At 34.7% G+C, this 23,267-nt stretch carries 21 protein-coding genes; 12 read left to right on the top strand and 9 right to left on the bottom strand.

The window, feature by feature from the left end; genetic code table 11:
* Positions 1 to 78 precede the first annotated feature (78 nt).
* The 3 genes from BLQ19_RS11095 to BLQ19_RS11085 form a co-directional block, all read right to left on the bottom strand.
* Entirely contained in the window at positions 79 to 1,161 is a 1,083-nt protein-coding gene (locus BLQ19_RS11095) for a GDP-L-fucose synthase family protein (protein WP_074538378.1), read from the bottom strand.
* 95 nt (positions 1,162 to 1,256) lie between these two features.
* Positions 1,257 to 2,369 carry a GDP-mannose 4,6-dehydratase gene (gmd, locus tag BLQ19_RS11090; RefSeq protein ID WP_074538377.1) on the bottom strand — a complete coding sequence of 371 codons (1,113 nt, stop codon included), beginning with the start codon at positions 2,367 to 2,369 and terminating at the stop codon, positions 1,257 to 1,259.
* 583 nt (positions 2,370 to 2,952) lie between these two features.
* A complete protein-coding gene (locus tag BLQ19_RS11085) occupies positions 2,953 to 3,426 on the bottom strand; it encodes a UpxY family transcription antiterminator (protein WP_024479190.1) in 474 nt (157 codons plus the stop codon).
* Between the two features lie 288 nt (positions 3,427 to 3,714).
* On the opposite strand from BLQ19_RS11085, the gene BLQ19_RS11080 reads away from it, so the two are divergent.
* Positions 3,715 to 4,020 carry a hypothetical protein gene (locus BLQ19_RS11080; RefSeq protein ID WP_025613904.1) on the top strand — a complete coding sequence of 102 codons (306 nt, stop codon included), beginning with the start codon at positions 3,715 to 3,717 and terminating at the stop codon, positions 4,018 to 4,020.
* A gap of 80 nt (positions 4,021 to 4,100) precedes the next feature.
* On the opposite strand, the gene BLQ19_RS11075 is transcribed toward BLQ19_RS11080, so the two are convergent.
* Entirely contained in the window at positions 4,101 to 5,900 is a 1,800-nt protein-coding gene (locus BLQ19_RS11075; RefSeq protein WP_074538376.1) for a M61 family metallopeptidase, read from the bottom strand.
* 313 nt (positions 5,901 to 6,213) lie between these two features.
* On the bottom strand, positions 6,214 to 7,722 hold the full coding sequence (locus BLQ19_RS11070; protein WP_074538375.1) for an Ig-like domain-containing protein: 1,509 nt from the start codon (positions 7,720 to 7,722) through the stop codon (positions 6,214 to 6,216).
* A 660-nt stretch (positions 7,723 to 8,382) separates the two neighbouring features.
* On the opposite strand from BLQ19_RS11070, the gene BLQ19_RS11065 reads away from it, so the two are divergent.
* The 3 genes from BLQ19_RS11065 to bioD are packed head-to-tail and all read left to right on the top strand — an operon-like array spanning position 8,383 to position 10,550.
* Entirely contained in the window at positions 8,383 to 9,543 is a 1,161-nt protein-coding gene (locus BLQ19_RS11065) for an aminotransferase class I/II-fold pyridoxal phosphate-dependent enzyme (RefSeq protein WP_074538374.1), read from the top strand.
* Between the two features lie 3 nt (positions 9,544 to 9,546).
* Positions 9,547 to 9,933 (top strand): putative signal transducing protein, encoded by a 387-nt coding sequence (locus BLQ19_RS11060; protein WP_025613894.1) that lies wholly within the window; start codon positions 9,547 to 9,549, stop codon positions 9,931 to 9,933.
* Entirely contained in the window at positions 9,930 to 10,550 is a 621-nt protein-coding gene (gene bioD / locus BLQ19_RS11055; protein WP_024479178.1) for a dethiobiotin synthase, read from the top strand. Before BLQ19_RS11060 ends, bioD begins: the two co-directional genes overlap by 4 nt.
* On the opposite strand, the gene BLQ19_RS11050 is transcribed toward bioD, so the two are convergent.
* Positions 10,542 to 12,029, bottom strand: coding sequence for an ArnT family glycosyltransferase (locus tag BLQ19_RS11050; protein WP_074538373.1), 1,488 nt, complete (start codon positions 12,027 to 12,029; stop codon positions 10,542 to 10,544). The genes bioD and BLQ19_RS11050 overlap by 9 nt on opposite strands.
* A gap of 76 nt (positions 12,030 to 12,105) precedes the next feature.
* Between BLQ19_RS11050 and bioA the strand changes: the two genes are divergently transcribed.
* The 7 genes from bioA (at position 12,106) to BLQ19_RS11015 (ending at position 19,363) form a co-directional block, all read left to right on the top strand.
* Positions 12,106 to 13,374: an adenosylmethionine--8-amino-7-oxononanoate transaminase gene (gene bioA, locus BLQ19_RS11045; RefSeq protein WP_074538372.1), complete on the top strand. Its 1,269-nt coding sequence runs from the start codon at positions 12,106 to 12,108 to the stop codon at positions 13,372 to 13,374.
* 12 nt (positions 13,375 to 13,386) lie between these two features.
* Positions 13,387 to 14,559, top strand: a complete 1,173-nt coding sequence (locus tag BLQ19_RS11040) for a beta-ketoacyl synthase N-terminal-like domain-containing protein (RefSeq protein WP_074538371.1) — start codon at positions 13,387 to 13,389, stop codon at positions 14,557 to 14,559.
* Between the two features lie 18 nt (positions 14,560 to 14,577).
* Positions 14,578 to 15,156: a hypothetical protein gene (locus tag BLQ19_RS11035; RefSeq protein WP_029445070.1), complete on the top strand. Its 579-nt coding sequence runs from the start codon at positions 14,578 to 14,580 to the stop codon at positions 15,154 to 15,156.
* A 6-nt stretch (positions 15,157 to 15,162) separates the two neighbouring features.
* Positions 15,163 to 16,599 (top strand): flotillin family protein, encoded by a 1,437-nt coding sequence (locus BLQ19_RS11030; RefSeq protein WP_025613889.1) that lies wholly within the window; start codon positions 15,163 to 15,165, stop codon positions 16,597 to 16,599.
* A 139-nt stretch (positions 16,600 to 16,738) separates the two neighbouring features.
* Positions 16,739 to 17,830, top strand: coding sequence for a biotin synthase BioB (gene bioB, locus BLQ19_RS11025; protein WP_025613888.1), 1,092 nt, complete (start codon positions 16,739 to 16,741; stop codon positions 17,828 to 17,830).
* A gap of 111 nt (positions 17,831 to 17,941) precedes the next feature.
* The gene (locus BLQ19_RS11020) at positions 17,942 to 18,811 is read left to right on the top strand and encodes a cupin-like domain-containing protein (protein ID WP_074538370.1); all 870 of its coding nucleotides are present in this window, start codon (positions 17,942 to 17,944) and stop codon (positions 18,809 to 18,811) included.
* Between the two features lie 57 nt (positions 18,812 to 18,868).
* Complete coding sequence (locus BLQ19_RS11015) at positions 18,869 to 19,363, top strand: DUF6646 family protein (protein ID WP_024479170.1); 495 nt, start codon at positions 18,869 to 18,871, stop codon at positions 19,361 to 19,363.
* A 52-nt stretch (positions 19,364 to 19,415) separates the two neighbouring features.
* On the opposite strand, the gene BLQ19_RS11010 is transcribed toward BLQ19_RS11015, so the two are convergent.
* From BLQ19_RS11010 to BLQ19_RS11000, 3 genes are all read right to left on the bottom strand, one after another.
* Positions 19,416 to 19,892: a regulatory protein RecX gene (locus tag BLQ19_RS11010; protein WP_074538369.1), complete on the bottom strand. Its 477-nt coding sequence runs from the start codon at positions 19,890 to 19,892 to the stop codon at positions 19,416 to 19,418.
* Between the two features lie 84 nt (positions 19,893 to 19,976).
* The gene (locus tag BLQ19_RS11005; protein WP_024479168.1) at positions 19,977 to 21,527 is read right to left on the bottom strand and encodes an Rne/Rng family ribonuclease; all 1,551 of its coding nucleotides are present in this window, start codon (positions 21,525 to 21,527) and stop codon (positions 19,977 to 19,979) included.
* A 277-nt stretch (positions 21,528 to 21,804) separates the two neighbouring features.
* The gene (locus tag BLQ19_RS11000) at positions 21,805 to 22,095 is read right to left on the bottom strand and encodes an HU family DNA-binding protein (protein ID WP_013549904.1); all 291 of its coding nucleotides are present in this window, start codon (positions 22,093 to 22,095) and stop codon (positions 21,805 to 21,807) included.
* Positions 22,096 to 22,221: 126 nt separating this feature from the next.
* On the opposite strand from BLQ19_RS11000, the gene mutY reads away from it, so the two are divergent.
* Positions 22,222 to 23,259 (top strand): A/G-specific adenine glycosylase, encoded by a 1,038-nt coding sequence (mutY, locus tag BLQ19_RS10995; protein ID WP_074538368.1) that lies wholly within the window; start codon positions 22,222 to 22,224, stop codon positions 23,257 to 23,259.
* Positions 23,260 to 23,267: the final 8 nt, after the last annotated feature.

Here is a 23,267-nt window from a genome sequence, read left to right as displayed (position 1 = left end):
ATTTAAACGTACAGTCATATAATCTGGGGAATTAGTTAGTCTTGTTTAGGATATACGTTAGAAGTACATTCAATGGTTCTATTTTGTATACCAGTCGTACATTTTACGTATGCCTTCTTGTAGTTCTATCTTGTGTTTCCACCCTAAACCATGGAGCTTAGACGGATCTGTTAATTTTTTCATGGTTCCGTCTGGTTTGCTTGAATTGAAATATAATTTTCCTTTAAACCCTACGGTCTCTTTAACTAATTTGGCTAAATCTTTAATAGATATATCAACCCCTGTACCTATATTAATATGGGTATTTCTGATCTCTTTAGTGTTGGTATCGTAGCAATCTTTAAAATCGCGCTCCTCCATCAAGAACACACAAGCATCGGCCATGTCTTCACTCCATAAAAATTCGCGCATCGGCTTACCAGAACCCCAAATTTCTAAATGTACGGTGTCTCCTTTTTTCTGAATGCCATATTTATCTAGAATAGAGTAGATGTCTTCATCCATTGCAGCACCGTCAAAGCCTTCAATAGGAAGTTTATGTAAATCTTTGCGTAGCGTAGTCCAATCTTGATTTTCTAAAGCTTTGCCCAAATGCATCTTGCGGATTAATGCCGGTAGTACATGAGATTTTTCTAAATCGAAATTATCATTAGGACCATATAAGTTGGTAGGCATTACCGAAATAAAATTTCGGTCATATTGTAGGTTATAACTTTCGCACATTTTAATCCCTGCAATTTTAGCAATTGCATAAGGTTCATTAGTGTACTCTAAGGTATCTGTTAATAGATAGTCCTCTTTCATGGGTTGCGGACAGTTTTTTGGGTAAATACACGTACTCCCTAAAAACATTAATTTTTTAACATCATGCACATAACTCTGATGAATAACATTATTCTGAATCATTAAGTTGGCATAGATAAAATCTGCTCTGTAGGTATTATTGGCTACAATACCTCCTACCTTGGCCGCAGCTAAAAACACATATTCTGGTTTTTCTGTAGCAAAAAATTCTGCCACCGCTGTGCTATTGGTTAGGTCTAATTCTTTATGAGTACGGGTAATAAAATTGGTATACCCTCTGGCTTCTAGGTTTTTTATAATGGCACTGCCCACTAAACCTCTATGACCAGCAATATATATTTTTGCGTTTTTCTCCATGTGTACTCGTTAAACTGAGATGAAACTTTAGTAATGGGCACCAATACCTAAGCAAAGCTTAACTATTGGTGCAGTATTTTGAATTATAATGAGCGCTATTCGAAATAGTTGAAGGTGTTATAGCCACCTTCTTTTAAGAACTGATCTTTCTGCATTAATTTTACATCATGCTTCATCATATCTTTTACTAAGTCTTGTAAATCAAATTCAGGAATCCAACCTAATTTAGTATTTGCTTTAGTAGCATCACCAATTAATAAATCTACTTCTGTAGGTCTAAAGTATTTAGGATCTACGGCTAATACTTCTTTCCCAATTTCTATTTGAAATTCTGGATTAGTACATGCTTTAACGTATCCTTTTTCGTCTACACCTTCTCCTTTAAATTCTAATTCTACGCCAACTTCTGCAAAAGCCATACGTACAAACTCTCTAACAGGAGTAGTTTTTCCAGTTGCAATTACCCAGTCTTCTGCTTCTTCTGCTTGTAAGATCATCCACATCATACGCACATAATCTTTTGCATGACCCCAATCTCTTTTGGCATCAAGATTACCTAAGTATATTTTGTCTTGTAAACCAAGTGCAATTCTTGAAGCGGCACGTGTAATTTTACGGGTTACAAAAGTTTCTCCTCTAATTGGAGATTCATGGTTAAATAAAATACCATTACAAGCATACATTCCGTAAGCTTCTCTATAGTTTACTGTAATCCAGTAAGCATACATTTTTGCAACCGCATATGGGCTACGTGGGTAGAAAGGGGTAGTTTCTGATTGTGGTACTTCTTGTACTTTACCATATAGTTCTGATGTAGAAGCTTGGTAAATACGTGTTTTCTTTTCTAAACCTAATAAGCGTACGGCATCTAAAATACGTAAGGTACCTAAACCATCTGCGTTACCTGTATATTCAGGAACTTCAAAAGACACTTGTACGTGGCTCATAGCCGCAAGATTGTAAATCTCGTCTGGTTGAATTTCTTGAATTAAACGGATTAGGTTCGTACTATCCGTCATATCACCATAATGTAAAATAAAATTACGGTTTTCAATATGTGGATCTTGGTATAAATGATCTACTCTATCTGTGTTAAATAGAGAAGCTCTTCTTTTTAGACCGTGTACTTGGTATCCTTTTTTCAATAAAAATTCACTCAAGTAAGCGCCATCTTGTCCGGTTACTCCTGTGATAAATGCTACTTTCATATGTTGACTATGTTAAAGGTTATTACTTCGAAGTACGTAAATAAGCTGCTGAAAGACTTCGAAATTTAAATTATAAGGAAATTACTCTTTGTTTGCGGGGTATTTTAGTTGCTATTAAGTTGAGTCTTTTTTAGCGCTCCGCGCCGTAAACCACATATTGGGATTACGGTTGTAAAATGTTTTTAGATGCTGCTAAGTTATGGCGGCCAATTTTATTACGAATGTGGTTTTCCACATTGGGCTTAAAAACAAATTAAGTTGTAAAATTAAACAGGCTATTTTGATGGTACAAGGTTTCTTTTGAAAGTCTGTTGAGATTTGTGAAGTCGATAATTAAAAGGAGGTGTTTGTGAAAATATTCTATTTGCAACCTTAACAATCTGAGATATGCGTAAGCGTTTTACAAACCTTTCTGAAGGCATTTGCTGTTGTGTAACAATTTTTATCGATGAAGTGCGTTGAGGAGCTATTTTAGCAGCACAAATTGTAGATTTTAAATGTGCTAATACAGAACTATTCGAAGTGAATTTGAAATAAAAGAGCCGTAGTTTTTAAATCTGTTTAGTGGTTGGTAAACAGTAGGTTAAACAACATCTTTAATTTTTGCATTGATAATAATATTTAATCCTGGTAAGGCCAAGCGCATTCTTTTTTTTCCTATTTCTTGGATGATGGCTTTTTTATCTTTTAGGAGGCCATTTTTTATGAGAATTTCATCTCCTGGGAGTAATTTATGGAGGGTAATTTCTTCAATGGTATCATCTTCTAACCATTTTTTTATAATGCTAATCTCTTCATCGCGAACAATAGCGGGTTGCCCCAACCAAAACAAATAACGGACTACACCCGGTACGCTAAATACATTAGACCGGTCTTTATCATGCAGCCTCACAAATACATACGATTTAAATAGTGGGCTTTCAATGGTTTTTTTACGATCACTCCATTGCCTAACTTCTTTGATAAGAGGGCAGTACACTTCTATCTGCATTTGTTGCAAGACATCGGCTACTTTTTTTTCTTTTTTAGATTGTACATAGACTACATACCAATTCATAGAAACTTCTCTTAATAAAGGGGGAATATATAGATAAGCCTCATATTCTCAAAATAATACCTTTAAAATCATGCTATTTTTGGCAGTCTTAGCGCTATCGGTTTTATTGTTAACGCTATCAAATAGACTACTCTTTGTGCTTATATGACGTTTGTTTCGTAAGTACTTGAAAATTAGATGCTTATTTCCTTGCAATGAGAAATGTAGGAAAATTCTTTAATTTTTAATGAAATTTGTACGATTTACGAAAATATATCGTTAACTTTACAGAACCCAAATTAACTACTTATGTTTTCTACATTATTTAAAAAGGAGTTTAAAAGCACTTCTAAAAGAGAATTAACCATCTCTAAAAAACAATCGACTCATAGTTTAGACCAAATTTTGGCTGAATTCGGTATTAATTTTTTCAAGGGTTCTCCTAAGAAACAATTTGCACCCACCAGAACTGTCCAAAAGAAAGCTAAGCCTTTGTCTGATGATTTAAAGCAAATAGCAGCCAATCAGCTAGCATATTCTAAATTGATAGCGGCCAAGATGCAAAAGAAATCAACAACTAAAAAGAACCCGAAAGTTGTTTTTAGCCTAGAGTAATCTTAACAATCTAAACCCTTGAGGCAGTGCAACATATTTCTTATAGTAAGATCTATGTAGTGCTAGCAATAGTCACTAGTTTACTCTTGAACATTTAGCCATGCAGTTCTGTTTTTGAGAGTTTTTTTAGACGGATTATCGGCTAGTTTTATGCTGTACTCAGGATTTGAGGCAAGCTTTACCGTTGTTTTTTGTGGTTCCGCATTTCTAAGGAAGTCTATAGTTAGTTCCGTTCCTACGGGAAAGGTTTTTATATAGTCTTCAAAATTAGTGCTGCTTGGTAATGCTTGTCCGTTTATTTTAGTTATAAAATCTCCTTTCTCTAGTCCGCCTAAATATGCAGGACTTCCAATAGTGGTGTTTCTTCTTATTTCTCCTTGTAGGCTAGCATTAATAGTAACTGATGCGCCAAAATTAGCAACAGCTGCTTGTTGGCTTAAGGTAACGCCAACGGTTTTGAACAATGTGGTATAGTCTGGCATATTACCATTATAGATGTACGCATTGAAAAAAGCATCACCAAAATCTTTCCCCGCATAGGTATTCAAGCTTTCATTAAGATTTTTTACGGTATAAGGAATCTCTTTTTTTCCGTAGGTAGTCCATACCAGTTTCATAAAATCATCCAAATTCAAGCCTTTTTCTCTTAACGATAAATCTAGTGCTAGTCCTAGAATACTACCATAAGAATAATAAGATATAAATGTATTCTCTCGGTTTACAGGGTCTACAGAAGTAGCAGCATCTACAAAAGGAGCTTGGTAGCTCATTTCTATCGGATTAAAAAATTGTCTTGCTGGAGAATTCCATACATAATTAAAGGTGCCTGTTATACCCTCTACATATTCTTGGTCTGTAATTAGTTTTGCTCTACATAATATTAGGTTGGTGTAATAGCTCGTAAACCCCTCTGCAAACCATAACTCGCCACTCATATTAGCTTCTTCAAAATTAAAAGGCTCTAAGCTTTTTGGTCGTATGCGTTCTACATTCCAGCTATGAAAAAATTCATGAGAAACGGTTCCCATATTTTTTTCCATTCCGCCCTCTGCTAAGCTACGTGTATTGGTAAGAATAGTGGAGTTTCTGTGTTCCATACCATCTCCAGAAGCATTAGGAATATAACAGGCTAGAAAAGTATAGGTGCCATAATCAAAATTTGCAAGCTCCCCGAAAACTGCTTTTTCAGCCAAGACAGTCTTTTTTATTTTCTCAAAATAGGTGTCTAGTTCGGCTTCAGTTCCATTATGATGCAGTACAAAGCGGATGTTTTTCTTTTTTCCATCTGCTTCCGTAACCTCAAATTCGCGCATTCCAAAATTACTCAACTCCGTAGGGCTATCCATAAAATACTGAAGGTTGTCTGCGCTATACGTGGTATTAGAAACCAAAGGTAGCTGTGTAGCAATCTTCCAATTTAGATCTTCTCTAGGCTGAAAATTTACATTGATTTTACGTTCTGAAAATTCAGGGGCATACATAAAGGTAGCTGGGATATTTAAATGTGCATGGGTTTCATCAATCTGAGAATACGTACCATCTGCACGATCTGCAAATAGGGTATAGCTGATGTTGACGGTACCATCATGCCCAGAAATATCCCATTGGTATGGGTTTGGACGCTTTATAGCCAGAGATTTTCCCTGGCCATCTGTTGCTTTAACAGCATAGATATTTTTAGCAAACTCATGTAATGCATACCTCCCTGGAGATGTTCTACTCATACGTACACTAAAAATTTCTGAAGTAATTTTAGGGAATGTAGCCGTAATTTCTGCTTCGTGGTGCACCGCATTTTCAAAAGAAATGGTATAACTGTTGGTTTGTGCGTTGCTACTAATTGAAAGAAAAAGGATCGTGAGTAGAAGTAGTGCTTTCATGTAAATACTATTTAGGTGGACTAAGATAGTATTTTCAATTAAGAGAAAAAGTGGGCTCACAGAATTTATTTCCGTAAGAAATGTAGCTATTAGGAATTGTCCCTTTGAGGGGACAGCCGATGGGCAGGGGTATTCTGCGCACAGTATGTCATTTTATTTTTTGCTTTTATGTTTCAACCTACCTTTTTTTCTTGAGCTTTTTTTCATCCCCTGTCATAGCTACAGCTCGCTTATACCTCACGCTATGCCGCCCCTTCAAAGGGGATGTTTTGTGTATTTCATTTTTGATTCATTCTATCATTCGTCTTTTGTTTTATTCGCTACATAGACCATTTTGGATATCTGCTAAGGTGGGGTTATATAAATTATCAACAGTATAAAAAGGTTCACTTGACGGGTATAAATTTTCACCTAAAGAGCCATTAACTATGAGCGGTGAAAGACCACAATAATCTGAAAGAGTTAAATTATTTAAAATATAAATTTGCGCTACATTAGTTAAGTTTTCCAAGCCGTTTAGGTTTGTTAAAGCTGTATCATTAATCCTTATAGATCCAGATACTGTCTTTAAAAAACTAAGTGACTCTAAGGAAGTTATATTTTCGGAGGAAATAATTAGACCTCCATCAATACCATGAAAATCATTAGAAATAAGGTAATCAATATCTTTCTGTTCAGAAATCCCATAACCGGTATCACTATGAATAATTCCATCAGGTATTATTTTTTCACAATCAAAATCTTCTATTGTATATGAGGATGGGTTATAACGGTTAAATCTTGGTCTGAAATAATCTTCTCCTATACCCTTGTTTGTAAGCAATGATTTTATTCCACAGTAACTATAGAGTTCTGCATTATATCGAATGCTGACTGAACTTACGGACTGAAGAGATGATAGTCCATTTAAATTTTCAATCAGTGAGTTGTTCTCTATATAAAGTTTATTCTTAACTGTTATTATATTGGCTAGGCCATCAAGATTAATTAAATTAGGATGATTATTAACACGTAAATTATCTCCTATTTCTGATATGTTCGATAAGCCATTAATTTGCGTTAATGCCGTGTTAGATAAAAGACTTAAATAACTAGATAGCTTAGTAACACTAAGTAGGGCATCTACATTTTTCAAGGCAGAATTTGATAATAATTGAATGCTGACTGTTACATTCAAGTTTTCTAGTCCTGTTAAATCTTCCAATGCGGTCGTACTAATAACTTGTAGACTACCTACTTCTGTAATTTTATTTAAGCTAGCTAGGCTGTTGATCGGAGAAAAATTATTAATATTTCCAATAAATAATGCTCCCGTGATTTCTGTATATCCTGATTTAGCAAAGTCTTCAACTTCATCCTGAGTTATTAATGTTACTGAGCCGTCATAGATTGAATTTACTCCAATTCCTTTTATTATTATACTACCAGTACCACTTGTAGCATTAGATTCAATTTTGATTAAATCTGTATAATCCACAATGTCCGTTGGCGTAAAAGTGACTGTAAACTCCTTACTTTGATTAGAAGGAATAATGCTTGTTAATAAATCAATGGTATAATTATCTGGAATAATAATGTTAGCAATTTTTAAATCTGAATTTCCAGAATTATGAATGGTGAAAACTCTTGTACTCGTTATATTAGTAACAACATCACCAAAGTCAATTTCGTTCGATTCTTCGCTTGTGAGATTGATAATGGCGGTATCTTCAATTACTTCTTCTTCTACTACAATAATCTTTGGAGGAGCTTCATCATCTGAAGAACAACTGAAGAAACTTGCAAAGCAAATTAAAGTAAGAATTTGAATATTAAATTTCATATAGTTATAGCTTATAATTTTTTATTTAACGGACTATCTACTTTTTTATTTTTAATTGAATTTTAACTAACAATTGTAATAAATGGTCGTTTTATTTCATTTTATAATTAATTGAAGATTCGTTTTTTATTTTATTTAGGGCGAATTTCCATGTTTCAGAATTACTTGAAATAGCGTTTAATTCAAGAATTATTAAACCAATTTTACCAAGAGCTATTAATTGGATTGTAATTGTGGTCAAATCATATTTCAAAGTCGACACTTTCAAATACTTTTCATTGATGCTATGAGTTGAATACATATAAATTTTATTTTGCTCTGTATCTATATTTGAATCTAATGAGTGTCTGAATTTTCATTTCTTAACCATTTCTCTTTATCAAGCTGGTCAAAATTAATACTTTGAGAATAGCAATAGGTGCTGAACATAAAGAGTAGAAGTAATAATTTCGTCAATAGAAATACGGTTATTTAGTTAAAATTACGTTAAATATACTAGATTTATATAATATTTTCGATGAATTACATGAAAATATATTCTCATAATAGGATTCTTTCATCATTCAAGAGTATTGTTTACTCGTGTTTCTGTAGTAAATAGATTAAAAAATATAACACCTTTTCTAAATCGTCTACTATAGTTAATATTACCTTTGTGTTATGGCTAGCTTTCCAGAAAAATTAACTAAAAAACTAGAAGACCGCAGAGGACTTAACGCGCTTCGGTCTCTGCCGGTACAACAAAATCTGATAGATTTTTCTTCCAATGATTATTTAGGTTTTGCAAAAAACACCGTAATTTTTGAGGGTGCTGTTGCTTTATTGGCAGAAAAGAATCTGAAATTAAATGGTGCTACTGGTTCTCGATTAATTTCGGGAAATTATGATCTGTATATTGAAGTAGAGGACAGGATAGCAAACTTCCATGCTACAGCTACTGCCTTAGTATTTAATTCTGGATACGATGCTAATGTTGGTTTTTTTAGCGCCATCCCGCAACGCGGAGATTATATTTTTTATGATGAGTATATTCATGCGAGTATCCGTGATGGTATTGCACTTAGTACAGCTAAAGGATATAAGTTTAAGCATAATAATGTAAAAGATTTACAGCGTGTTATTAGTCGGGTTTTAGAATTAGAGAAACATCAGGGTGCAGGAGTCGAGGTTTATGTGGTGACGGAGTCTGTTTTTTCTATGGATGGAGATTCACCAAATCTTGTAGCGTTTGCTAATTTTTGTGAAATGCACAAACTCCATTTTGTGGTAGATGAAGCGCATGCCTTAGGTGTTTTCGGAAAAGAAGGCCGAGGTCTAGTTGCTGAATTAAATATTGCCCATCAAGTATTTGCACAAATCGTTACTTTTGGAAAAGGGATGGGTTGCCACGGCGCAGCAATTTTAGGAAGTATGCAGCTAAAAGAGTATTTAGTTAACTTTTCCCGTAGTTTTATATATACTACAGGGCTGCCTCCACATTCCTTGGCTACAATTTATCTGGCTTATCAAGAGCTTGCTACATCAGCATCAATTTCAAGGCTAAAAAATAATATTAAGTACTTTAAAAATCAATTAGAAAACTTAGAGCTTAAAGCTTTTTTTATTGATAGTAATTCCGCCATTCAATGCTGTGTAATCTCAGGGAATGAAAAGGTGAAAAATTTGGCATCAGTCTTACAAAATAATAATTTTGGAGTAAAAGCAATTTTATCGCCTACAGTTGCTAAAGGGCAAGAGCGACTCCGATTTTGTTTACATAGTTATAATACAAAGGAGGAAATTTTTGATGTTTTAACGGTATTGAAAAAATTAATGCATTGATATATGATCGATAAATGGGTGACTATTGCTACGTTTGAATATTCCTCCGATTTGCAAGTTTTTAAGGCGAAATTAGAATCAGAAGGGATTACTGTTTTTGTAAAGGATGAGAATACGATAAATTCTGATCCTATGATTAGTAATGCCATTGGAGGAGCAAAAGTGCAAGTTTTTCAGGAGGATAAAGAGCGCGCTTTAGAGATATATGATAGTATTAGGGCGTACGCTATAGGAGATGATGGTTTGCCTATTACCTGTCCTAATTGTAAAGCTCAAAAATCTGAAACCTATTATGCCCGAAAAAGTATTTTTTACAAACTCTTCCCATTTTTTGAAAAAAGAAAATACAAATGTTTAAATTGTAAGATGATTACAAACCCTTATTTATGAAAAAACAATTATTTGTTACAGGTATCTCAACAGAAGTAGGTAAAACGATAGCATCTGCTATTCTAGTAGAAGCTTTGGAGGCCGATTATTGGAAACCTATACAAGCGGGAGAATTAGAGGATTCTGATAGTCATAAGATTGCAGCGCTTATTTCTAATACCAAGACTACAATTCATAAAAATAGTTATGCTTTAAAAACACCTATGAGTCCGCATGCAGCAGCAGCGATAGATGGGGTGGTTATCGATAGAGAGAAAATAGAAGAGCCTGAAACAGAGAATCATTTAGTGATTGAAGGGGCAGGCGGATTATTAGTTCCTATAAATGATGAGGATACTATTTTAGATATCATTATGCCAAATTACAAGGTTGTGGTGGTCTCTAGGCACTATCTAGGAAGTATAAACCATACGCTGTTAACCGTAGGATGGTTGCAAGAAAGAAAATATGATGTGGTAATTTTATTTAGTGGTAAAGAACATAAAACTACAGAAGAAATTATACTGAAGAAAACAAAAGTTCCTTGTATTGGAAGGATAGATGAGGAGGCTGTTTTTGATAAAGCGACCATAAAAAAATATGCAGATCAGTTTAAATCGGCTTTAGAATTACTTTAAACGCTGGTAAATAACGGCCTTGCCAATTGTCTTAATGAGTGTGTACTTTTTTTCTAAGTAGGCATTAACATAAATATTTTCATCGATTAATCTTTTATCTAGAAGTTGGCTCCCTTCTTTTTTTACAATTATTTGTGGTTTTTTTACTTCAAAGATGTACTTAATCTCCTCCGAAGTAGTTTTTCTGAGGTTTTGAGAATACGGAAATAATTCTGACCGGCAAATATTGCTAGGATGTGTGGCAGCTTTTGTGGGTGGGTTGGTATTTAAAAACCAGTAACCAATATGGTATTCTGTAAATAATATGTTGTTAAAATCGATGTTATTTTCTTTTAAATAATTGGTAACTTCAATGCCTTCGCCATTATAAAAAGTGCCTTTTTCAATTTTATTTTTTATAATTGCGAAATACTCCACATAACTTTCAATGGGTATTATAAGAAGAAGCAGTACCATGAACACTTTATGTATTTTTTTTACGACTACAGGAATTTTGCTAACGGCCATCCCTACCAGGATTAATAGTGTAGGGTATAGCTGTATTAAATAGTGACCATTTAAACGACCACCTTTTACAAAGGATAAATACACTGCTATAGTTACTAAGGATAATAATTGGATAGCTGTATTGCTAAAATCAAATATTTTTTTTCGTTGAGCCAAATATAAAAAGAGCAGAATTAACAGTAATAACGGAGCAAAACTAATAAGAGCGTTTCGTTTAGAATTAGCATAAACCATTGGAGCTTCTATAACAGAATTCCACCATAAGCTAAGATGCCCATTTAAGAAATAGGGAAGTATGGTTAGTCCGATAACAAGGAGTATGCCAGATCCATAAAGTATGGTGTTTCTAATTCCTGATTTTATATCTTTTGTGTTCCAATACGTATAGACGTAAAAAAGTCCAATCAGTGCAATAGGATAGGCCATGTTTAATTTTACCATTGCCGTTAAGCCCATTAATATTCCGGAGGCTAATACCCAATACCATTCTTTGTGTTTTAGGATTAAATACAGGCTAGGGATAAAGAAAACCATGGAAATATGCTCAGACATAACACCTTGCATACTCCCAAATAAACTTTGGAAAAACACACAAAAAATACCACACCAAATAGCTACTTTTTTTGTGCTTACTTCAAGCGTTATTTTATACGTGTAGAATGATGTTATGGCGACGATTAATGCGCCAAAAAGCCGAATGATAAAAAGACTTTTTCCAAAAACATAGATGATTCCTGCAAAGAATAAAAAGTTTAAAGGCGGTTTTAAATCCCAAAGTTCTAGATAGGGCAGATGGCCATTAACCCATGATTGCCCCATAATAATAAAGGTACTTTCATCACGGTCTATATAGTCTCTAAAAAAAAAAGGAAATCGAATAAAAAAAGAAGCAGCAAACAGCATATAAAAAACACTTATGTTTTTAAGATTGTTATATTCAGGACTTAAACGATTTAAGAGCTTTGTAAGCATGCAATGGTTGTGTTTATTGGCTATTAATTAGCATCTTTGCAAGATATAAAAATGACAGTCTCTTAAATCTACAACATTGAAAAAACTTTCAGACAGAGATAAAAAGCACATCTGGCATCCATTAACGCAACACAAATTGCACCCAACCATGTTGGCTATAGCAAAAGCAAAAGGATGTATTTTAACAGATGAAGATGGTAAAGAATATATTGACGGAATTTCATCGTGGTATACAAGTGTTTACGGTCATTGCAATGATTTTATCATAGAACGTGTTTACGCACAAATGCAGCAATTAGATCAGGTAGTATTTAGCGGTTTCACTCATGAGCCCGCTGTAAAATTATCTGAGGAGCTTATTAAAATATTGCCTTCAAATCAAGAGAAACTATTTTTTTCGGACAATGGTTCTACGGCCACTGAGATAGGAATAAAAATGGCGTTGCAGTATCACTTTAATAGGGGAGATAGGCGTAATGTTCTTCTGGCTTTTGATAATGCTTTTCATGGAGATACCTTTGGAGCGATGTCGGTTTCTGGTTTGTCTGTGTATAATGGTCCCTTTGAAGAGTTTTTTATTGCCGTAGAACGTGTTGCAACACCCACCAAAGAAAATATTTCAGCTATTTTAGAGAAGCTAGAAAACAGATTGCAGAAGAATGATATTGCAGGGTTTATTTATGAGCCATTAATTCAGGGTGCAGCAGCAATGCAAATGCATGATCCAGAAGGTCTAGAAAAAATACTTGCCCTATTGAAAAAGTACGGGGTAATTACCGTCGCGGATGAGGTGATGACAGGTTTTGGGAAGACTGGAAAGTATTTTGCTTCTGACCACCTTGCTATACAGCCAGATGTTATCTGTATGTCTAAGGCACTAACAGCAGGAATGGTTCCTATGGCGGCTACCAGTTGCACGCAGCAGGTCTATGATGCATTCTTTAGTACAGAAATAGCTAAAGGGTTATTTCATGGGCATACCTATACAGCAAATCCGTTGGCATGTACTGCTGCTCTTGCCGGTATAGAACTGCTAACGTCTAAGGCGATGCAAGATAATATTGAACGGGTAATTGCAGCTCACCAAAAATTTGATGTAGAAATAAAAGACCATCCTAAAGTTGCAAGAACAAGACAAACGGGAACTATTTATGCGCTAGACTTGGCTGTTGAAATGGAACGCTATGGAAATCTCCGTGATAAGTTAATGGCGCACTTTATGAGTCAAGGTGTCTTTTTGCGTCCGCTTGGGAGTACTATTTATATTTCTGCACCATATGTAGTTACCAATGAGCAACTGAGAAAAATTTACGATAGTATTAAAGCAGTTTTAGCACTAATTTAGAAAGGATATATTTTGAATTTACCAATATCAATCACAGCAATAGCTTCCATTTCACCATTGGGAATTACCCAAAAAGAAATTTGGGAACAATATTTAAAGGATGAAACCTCATTATCTACATTAAATTTTGATGGTACTGATACCTGGGTTGGTGCTTTGGGAACAAAAGCCAAAGAAGAAATTTTGGCGTTAAAAGAATCAGATAGTAAGTATAAGAGTTTGGATGATAGTGTGCTCTTTGCATTGTTTGCGTCAAGGGCGGCAATGAAAATTTCAGGATGGAAAAAAGAGGCTAATTTTGGAGTGAACATAGGTTCTTCAAGAGGGGCAACGGCTCTTTTTGAAAAATATCATGAAGAATATCTCAAGAATAAAACCTCTTCTACCTTAGCGTCGCCTACAACAACCTTGGGGAATATTTCTTCTTGGATTGCTCATGATCTGCAAACACAGGGTCCAGAAATATCACATTCAATTACTTGCTCTACAGCACTCCATGCCTTATTGAATGGTTTTGCTTGGATTAAAAGTGGTTTGGTAGATAAATTTATGGTGGGTGGTAGTGAGGCGCCACTAACTCCTTTTACCATTGCCCAGATTAGAGCACTAAAAATTTATGCAAGAGAGACATCCTCTGAGGGTTTTAAGTATCCTTGTCAGGCCTTCAACTTAGAGAAAACTCAAAACACTATGGTGCTGGGAGAAGGTGCCTCTGTTGTATGTTTAGAGCAAGGGGTTCCAGATAACGCCTTAGCAGTTGTTGAGGGTATTGGCTATGCTACGGAAATATTAAAACATAATATTTCTATTTCTACAGATGCAGTCTGTTTTCAACGTTCTATGAAAATGGCTTTGGGAGATATAAATCCTGATGATGTAGATGTTATTGTAATGCATGCGCCGGGTACAATTAAAGGCGATTCTTCAGAAATAATGGCTATTGAGAAAATATTTTGTAACAAAGTTCCGTTCTTGACTACTAATAAATGGAAGATAGGTCATACGTTTGGAGCTTCGGGCATGTTAAGTTTGGAGTTAGCATTATTAATGATGCAACATCAAAAGGCTATAAAAGTTCCTTATGTAAGCTATGATTCCGTTCCTGAAACTATATCAAGAGTGCTTATAAATGCTGTTGGTTTTGGGGGCAATGCAGTAAGTATTTTACTGAAAAGAGTAACCTAACCAACTAAATTAGACATTATGGATCAATGGTTTGAAACACTAAATTTATTTGAGAAAGTATATTGGCTAGTTGCAGGAGTGTCATCCGTGATATTTCTTGTACTGCTAATTCTTACAGTAGTCGGAGGTGATTCTGAAGGTATTGGAGAAGATGTCGATGCAGAAATAGAAGGAGATACAGGAATAGATTTTCAGTTTTTATCTTTTAAAAATTTAATGGGTTTCTTTACCATCTTTGGATGGTCTGGAATTGCAGCACTAAGTGGAGATTTGCCCCGTTTTTGGGTGGTAGCTATTTCTATTGTTTGTGGCTTGCTAATGATGTTAGCCATGGCTTCCTTATTCTACTATCTTGCAAAATTACAAAGTAGTGGCACCCTAAATCTTAAAAATGCGATTAATCAAGTAGGTGAAGTATACTTAACGGTTGGTGCAGATCGTTCATTTATTGGTAAAGTTAGTATTAATGTACAAGGAACCTTACGGGAATTAGAAGCGCTTACAGAAGAGCATTCAGATTTGCATCAAGGTAATGTTGTACGCGTAAAAACGGTAACCGATAATGGAATCTTAATTGTTGAACTTTTAAATAAATAACCAAATATGCTACTATTACCTTTACAATTAGGCGGAGGATCCGCAGCATTGCTAACCATAGGTTTTGCAATTTTATTCTTTTTCATCATTATTATCTCCTTTATTAGAAGGTACAAACGTTGTCCTTCAGATCGTATTCTTGTAGTTTACGGTAAAGTAGGTAATGGTAATTCTGCACGATGTATTCATGGTGGGGCTGCCTTTATTTGGCCCGTAATTCAAGATTATGAGTTTTTAGACTTAACACCTATTTCTATAGAGGTTAATTTAGTGAATGCATTAAGTAAGCAGAATATTCGTGTGAATGTACCTTCTAGATTTACAATTGGAATTTCTACTGAGCCAGGAATAATGCAAAATGCAGCAGAACGTCTTTTAGGCCAAGGAATGCAAGAAGTTCAGGATTTAGCAAAAGAAATTATTTTTGGGCAGCTTCGTTTAGTTGTTGCTTCTATGGATATTGAAGAGATTAACTCTGATAGAGATAAGTTTTTGACGAATATTTCACAGAGTGTTGAATCAGAATTAAAAAAAGTAGGACTTAAATTAATCAACGTAAATATTACAGATATTGTTGATGAATCTGGGTATATTGAAGCTTTAGGTAAGGAAGCCGCTGCACATGCTATAAATGCAGCACGTAAATCTGTAGCCGAGAAAAATAGAGATGGTTCTATTGGAGAAGCAAATGCAGTACAAGATGAGCGTACCCAAGTTGCTGCAGCAAATGCGCAAGCGGTAGAAGGAGAAAACATTGCAAAGATTAATGTAGCAAATTCAGATTCTTTACGTCGACAAAGAGAAGCGGAAGCAGAGCGTACTGCTATTGCTTCAGAGAAAGTACAATCAGCAAAAGCATTAGAGGAATCTTATGCAGCAGAAAAAGATGCGGAATTAGCGAGAGCAGAACGTGTTCGTAGTTCTCAAATGGCCGATATTGTAGTACCAGCGGAAATAGATAAAAAGAAAGTGGAGATAGATGCAGAAGCAGATGCAGAACGTACAAGGCGTATTGCAAAAGGTGAGGCAGATGCCATCTTATTTAAAGCTCAAGCAGAAGCGCAAGGTTTACTAGAAATCTTAACCAAGCAAGCGCAAGGTCTTGATCAAATTGTAAAAGCAGCAGGTAACAATCCTAAAGATGCGGTATTATTATTAGTAGCAGATAAGCTTCCTGAATTAGTAAAAACGCAAGCTGAAGCAATAAAAAACATTAAAATTGACAAAATTACCGTTTGGGATTCTGGAGCTAAATCTGCAGATGGAAAAGGGTCTACAGCTAATTTCATTTCAGGAATGTATAAATCAGTTCCACCATTACAAGAAATGTTTAATATGGCAGGAATGCAATTACCAGAATATTTAAAAGGCAAAGATGTTCCTACTGAAGATGTTAACGAAGTAGAGGGTGATAAATCAACATCTAAAAAAGGAGATTCATAAGCAAAAGCTATTGAATTAACAGTATTATGGAGTCCTATTGAAAATTATTTCAATGGGACTTTTTTTAGTAAACATGAATTTCTTTATTGGGATTTGAATTACAAAAAGGTTATTTTTGGCAATCGATAAAACGAGCTACATGAGCGAGATGAGACACAACTGGACAAAAGAAGAAATACTTGAGATCTATAACAAACCAATGATGGAGTTGTTATATGATGCTGCTACGATACATAGAAAAAACCACGATCCTAATACGGTTCAGGTTTCTACTTTATTATCGATAAAAACAGGAGGTTGTCCAGAAGATTGTGGCTATTGTCCGCAAGCGGCGCGTTATCATACCGGTGTTGAAGGAAATGATTTAATGACCGTTCCTCATGTAAAAGCTCAGGCATTAAGAGCAAAAGCTTCAGGAAGCTCAAGAGTTTGTATGGGTGCAGCATGGCGTAATGTAAAAGACGGACCAGAATTTGATCAAGTACTTGAAATGGTGCGTACCATTAACAAGCTAGATATGGAGGTTTGTTGTACTTTAGGTATGATTACTGAAAACCAAGCAAAACGTTTGGCAGAGGCAGGCTTATATGCTTACAATCACAATTTAGATACCTCAGAAGACTATTATAAAGATGTAATTTCTACAAGAGCATTTGAAGATCGTTTAGATACGATTAGTAATGTGCGTAAAACCAACGTTACCGTGTGTAGTGGTGGTATTATAGGTATGGGAGAAAAGTTAGAAGATAGAGCAGGAATGTTAGTTGCTTTAGCGTCACTAAACCCGCAGCCAGAATCAGTGCCTATTAATGCATTGGTTGCTGTAGAAGGTACTCCTATGGAAGATATTGAACCGATCGCAATTTGGGATATGCTCAGAATGGTAGCTACTACAAGAATTGTTATGCCAGAAACGCAAGTTCGTTTATCTGCAGGGAGAACAGAAATGAGTAGAGAAGGTCAGGCTATGTGTTTCTTTGCAGGAGCAAATTCTATTTTTGCAGGTGATAAATTATTAACTACTCCTAATCCAGATGTAAATGATGATATGGAGATGTTTAAACTTTTAGGTTTAAATCCTCAAAAACCATTTACAAAAGTATCTCAACCTAAAACAGTTGAAGCGCAAGATTCAGAATTTCAAACTTTAGGTGAAAAGCCTAAATGGACAAGACCTGGACATACTATTGAGCGTAACGAAACTGCTAAGGCTAAAGCAAAATTATCTTAAAGTCTAGTAATTCTAGATTTTTGAAGCGATAAAGTAGCTTTTTGTAAAAATTTTATGAAGGTTTCCTTGATAGGATTTTTAAATTTGCCGTTATTTTAAAACTGATTATCATTGAAGTTAATTGATATTCCAAGGGTAAGTCAAATTACGAAAGCTGAGTTTGTTGCAAACTACTTTAAGCCTCAGAAGCCTGTTGTTATAGAACGGTTTATTGAAGACTGGCCTGCGTATACAAAATGGAATCTAGAATATATAAAAACGGTTGCTGGAGATAAAACAGTTCCGTTGTATGATGATCGTCCAGTGAGCCATAAAGATGGTTTCAATGAGCCGCATGCTAAAATGAAAATGGCAGATTATATAGATCTGCTTAAAAAAGAACCAACAAAATTTAGAATCTTTTTATGGAACATTTTCAAAGAAGTTCCTGCGCTCCAAAAAGATTATACATTTCCGGACTTTGGATTAAAGCTATTAAAAGGATTGCCCATGCTCTTTTTTGGCGGTAAAGATTCTTATACTTTCATGCATTATGACATTGATTTGGCTAATATTTTTCATTTTCACTTTGAAGGGAGGAAAGAGATAATTCTTTTTGATCAATCTCAAAATAAACACCTGTACAAGGTGCCACATTCCTTAATTACCCATGAGAGTATAGATTTTTCAAATCCAGACTATGAGAAATGGCCGGCATTAAAAAATGCTGTAGGCTATAAAACCTATCTGGAACATGGTGAGGTACTGTATATGCCAGAGGGGTATTGGCATTATATGAAATACATTACGCCAGGTTTTTCTATGAGTTTACGTGCCATGGCTCGAAAGCCAAAAAATTTAGTCAAAGCAGCATATAATATTCTAATTATGCGCTATTATGACAATGGTATGCGGAAGCTTTATGGTCAAAAATGGATTGATGGTAAAAATGAAAAGGCTATACGTCGAACAAATACGTATATGGATAGTGCAATCAAATAAGAATAGATATATTTGCCCTCTTAAAAATTAGTACACTAACAATTTAAATATAATAAAATGAAAAAAGTATTAGTTGCTTTAACAATGATTTTAGGTGTTTCTTTTGCAAATGCTCAAGCTTACAGTGGTAAAGACGATGCAAAATTTCAAATAGGAGCTAATTTCCAAGAAAACGGGACCGGTATCGTAGTAACTTATGATTATGGAATGGGAGAAAACTTTTCTATTGGTGCTTCAACGTCGTATGTATTAGGGGTAGAAGAAGCTCTTGATGCAGATTTTGGAAATAGATTTGATCTAAAAGCTAGGTTTAATGCAAATCTTGGTAGCGTAATGCAATTGCCAGATAATATGGATGTTTATCCAGGTTTAAACTTAGGATTAAAGAATTTTGGTGGTCACTTAGGTACACGTTATTTCTTTAGTGATGGTTTTGGTTTATTTGCTGAGGCTTCAGTTCCTTTTGCAAAATATAAGACAGATGACTTATCTCCTGCAGAAGAATTGAATAATCAATTTGTGTTTAGCTTTGGAGCTACATTTAACTTGTAGTAAAATATTTTTCATAAAAAAAGGGCGATTGTTTTTACAGTCGCCCTTTTTTTTATTGAATTAATTCTGTTATTTTGTCGTAGACTAAATGGCTTTCCCAACCTCGATATAAAAGGTAATCTGCCAGTTTTTTTCTTCTTTTTTGAATGTTCTTTTCGGAGATTGCGTCTAATCTCTTTTGTGCTAGTACGGTTAAGGTTTCTAGGTAATCATCTTCATCTATCTCTTTAAGAGCTGTAGTGATGTTGTATTTAGAGATACCCCGTTGTTTAAGCTCGTTAATAATACGGTTTTTGCCCCATTTTTTAATATTGAATTTTCCTCTAGCAAAGCTTTTAGAAAAGCGTTCTTCATTTAAGAAATTGTCTTGAATCAGAGCATAGATAATTTGATCTATGGCGCTAGGTATCATGCCCATATCTTTGAGCTTCTGGTTTACTTCTTTGTGGCAGCGATCCTGATATGCACAATAGCTTTCTAGCTTTTTTCTAGCTTCATCAAGGGTGTAAGAGGGTTGGTAATTATTCAATATAGCGTTCTTTTAAGCATTAAATATACTAAAACGTACCTAGTGTAAACAAAAAAAGCGACCCCTTTGTTAAGGGTCGCTTTTTTAATATATGGTTTTGCCGTCTTTGTTTTTAAAACGGTATTCTAGATACGTATACGCATCTCTAGGTTGTATTTTGATCCATTTTTTGTACTCTAAAAACCATTTAGAGCGAATAGATGGAAAACCTTTGGTGATATAGGCTGCAATGAATGGATGAATGTTTAAAGTAACAGCATTATCCTTTGCTGGGCCATTGAGTAATTTTTCAAGGTCGGCATTAATTTTATCAATTAAAACAATTGGAGCTTCTACTTCTTGACCTTTTTGATTCGGGTCTTCTTCCGTTGTTTTAATATTCATTTCGGGCCTAACCCTTTGTCTTGTAATTTGTATAAGTCCAAATTTACTAGGAGGCAAAATCTTGTGTTTTGCGCGGTCGTCTTTCATTTCATCTCTAAGATGATCAAACAATTTTCTCCTATTTTCTCCTTTGGTCATATCAATAAAGTCTACCACGATAATTCCGCCCATATCTCTAAGTCGTAATTGTCGGGCAATTTCAGAAGCTGCAAGTAAGTTTACTTCAAGGGCAGTTTCTTCTTGATTTTTTGCTTTATTAGATCGGTTACCACTGTTTACATCTACAACATGCAGTGCTTCAGTATGTTCAATAACCAAGTAAGCACCTTTGCTCATTGCGGCGGTGCGTCCAAAAGAGGTTTTAATTTGCCGTTCTATTCCGAATTTCTCGAAAATAGGCACGGTATTGTCACTATACAATTTAACAATAGATTCTTTTTCTGGGGCAATTTCAGCCACATAGTCTTTTACTTGCTCATAAAGTACCTCATCGTCTACATGAATTCCTGTAAAGGAATCATTAAAAACATCTCTTAATATAGATGATGCTCTATTAAGTTCTACTAGAACTTTTGATGGGTGCGGAGCTTTGTATAATTTTTTACACATTACTGACCATTTTGCCAGTAAGTTTTGTAGATCTTTGTCGAGTTCTGCGACTTTTTTGCCTTCGGCAACTGTTCTTATAATAACCCCAAATCCTTTAGGTTTAATACTCTTAACGAGTCTTTTAAGCCTATCTTTTTCTTCACTACTTTCTATTTTTTGAGAAACAGAGATTCGTTCAGAAAAAGGAACCATTACTAGATAGCGCCCAGCTATTGAAAGTTCTGAGCTTATTCTTGGTCCTTTAGTAGATATTGGTTCTTTAACAATTTGCACTAATAAAGATTGGTTGGCCTTTATTACATCTGTAATAACGCCATCTTTATTTATATCTTCTTCAAATGGAAAGTCTTTTAATGAAAAGTCTTTTAATTTTCCCGAGCTAGCTTGTTTTATAAACTTCAACATAGTTGATAGCTGAGGGCCTAAATCATGGTAATGCAAAAATGCATCCTTCTCATAACCTACATTAACAAAAGCAGCATTTAAACCGGTAACGGGTTTTCTAACTTTGGCAATAAAAATATCACCAACAGAAAAATTGTTACTGTCTTCTACTTTTTGTAATTCAGTTAATTTTCCATCCTTTAATAAGGCAAAATCGACGGTATCGGAACTAGATCTTACGATTAATTCTCTATTCACCTGAATCAATTTTTATCTATTTGTGGGCATGCCGAAGGCATGCTTAACAAATAAATGATTAAACAATATACGTAACAGGTTTATTAAACCTGATGAAATTCTTACAAAGAATTTCTATGTCAATGAACGTATTAAAATGAAAAAGTAGTTGTTACAACTACTTTTTCTTGTGACGATTAGCTCTTCTACGCTTCTTGCGCTTATGTGTAGCTACCTTATGTCTTTTTCTCTTCTTACCACTTGGCATAAAACTATACTTTTTAGATTAATATTTTTTTTACTTTACTTCTACGTTACTTTTAACACTCTCTACAAAAACCTTAGCTGGTTTAAAAGAAGGAATGTTATGTGCTGGAATCTTGATAGTTGTATTCTTTGAAATATTTCTACCAGTTTTTTCAGCTCTTGTCTTGATGATAAAACTACCAAAACCTCTTAAATATACATTGTCACCATTTTCCAATGAATATTTAACCTCTTCCATAAAAGATTCTACAGTCGCCTGTACATCTCCTTTTTCAATCCCCAGTTTTTCTGAGATTCTCGTTACAATATCCGCTTTCGTCATTTTTTGAAATAGTTTTATCTATGTTTTTTTCGGGTTGCAAATATATAAATTAAAATTCAATCTCCATCTTAAAGAGTTTAATTTTAAGGATATAAACCATTACTTTTGATACATAGTATTTTTCAAATGACTTTTTCAGCTAAAATTCTCCGTTGGTACGATGCAAATAAAAGGAATCTTCCTTGGAGAAGCACCGTTAACCCTTACAATATATGGCTTTCTGAAATTATGCTTCAGCAAACTCGTGTTGCTCAAGGTACACCTTATTATTTAAAGTTTGTTGAAAATTTTCCAACGGTAAAACATTTAGCAGCGGCTAGCGAAGAGGAAATTTTAAAACTTTGGCAAGGATTAGGCTATTATTCAAGAGCAAGGAACCTTCATGCCACCGCAAAAATCGTCACAAATCAGTTTGATGGTCAATTTCCAGACACCTATAAAGAGCTATTGAAGCTTAAAGGCGTGGGAGATTATACTGCAAGTGCCATTGCTTCTATTAGTTTTAATCTTCCAGAACCCGTTGTAGATGGAAATGTCTATCGGGTTTTGTCCCGGTATTTTGGAGTTTCTTTACCTATTAATAGTACAGAAGGTATAAAGTACTTCAAGACCCTAGCTCGGGAAGTGATGAATGTTAAGAATATTCGGGATTATAATCAGGGTATTATGGAGTTTGGGGCTATCCAGTGTGTGCCTAGTAGTCCTGATTGCACTATTTGTCCTTTAAGTGCAAGTTGTGTTGCGCTTAGGGACGATAAGGTAAAAGAATTACCGGTTAAAATAAAAAAGACAAAGGTCCGAGATAGGTTTTTTAATTATTTGGTTTTATTAGGAGGTAATGATCACTCCTTATTAAAGCAGCGGACAGGAAAAGGTATTTGGCAAAATTTATACGAATTTCCTTTAATAGAATCTGAGGCAGCTATAACTAATGTTGATGTTCAAACCGAACTGGAGCAGTATGGTATTCTTGATCAGAAGTTTGAATTTTATAAGTTTAATGAGGAAGTGATTGTTCATAAATTATCCCATCAACATTTAAAAACTCATTTTTGGATTGTTACCTTAGAGGGGGATGTTCCTAATGGGGTGTCCTTTCAAGAAATTGATAAATTTCCTGTACCTGTTTTGGTGGCAGATTTCATTAAAACGTTTAAATTTTAGTACTTTTG

Origin of the sequence: Cellulophaga baltica (assembly GCF_900102165.1) — a bacterium.
GTDB classification, from domain to species: domain Bacteria; phylum Bacteroidota; class Bacteroidia; order Flavobacteriales; family Flavobacteriaceae; genus Cellulophaga; species Cellulophaga baltica.
Note: the sequence above shows the minus strand (reverse complement) of the source record. Positions and strands in the feature narration are given on the sequence as shown.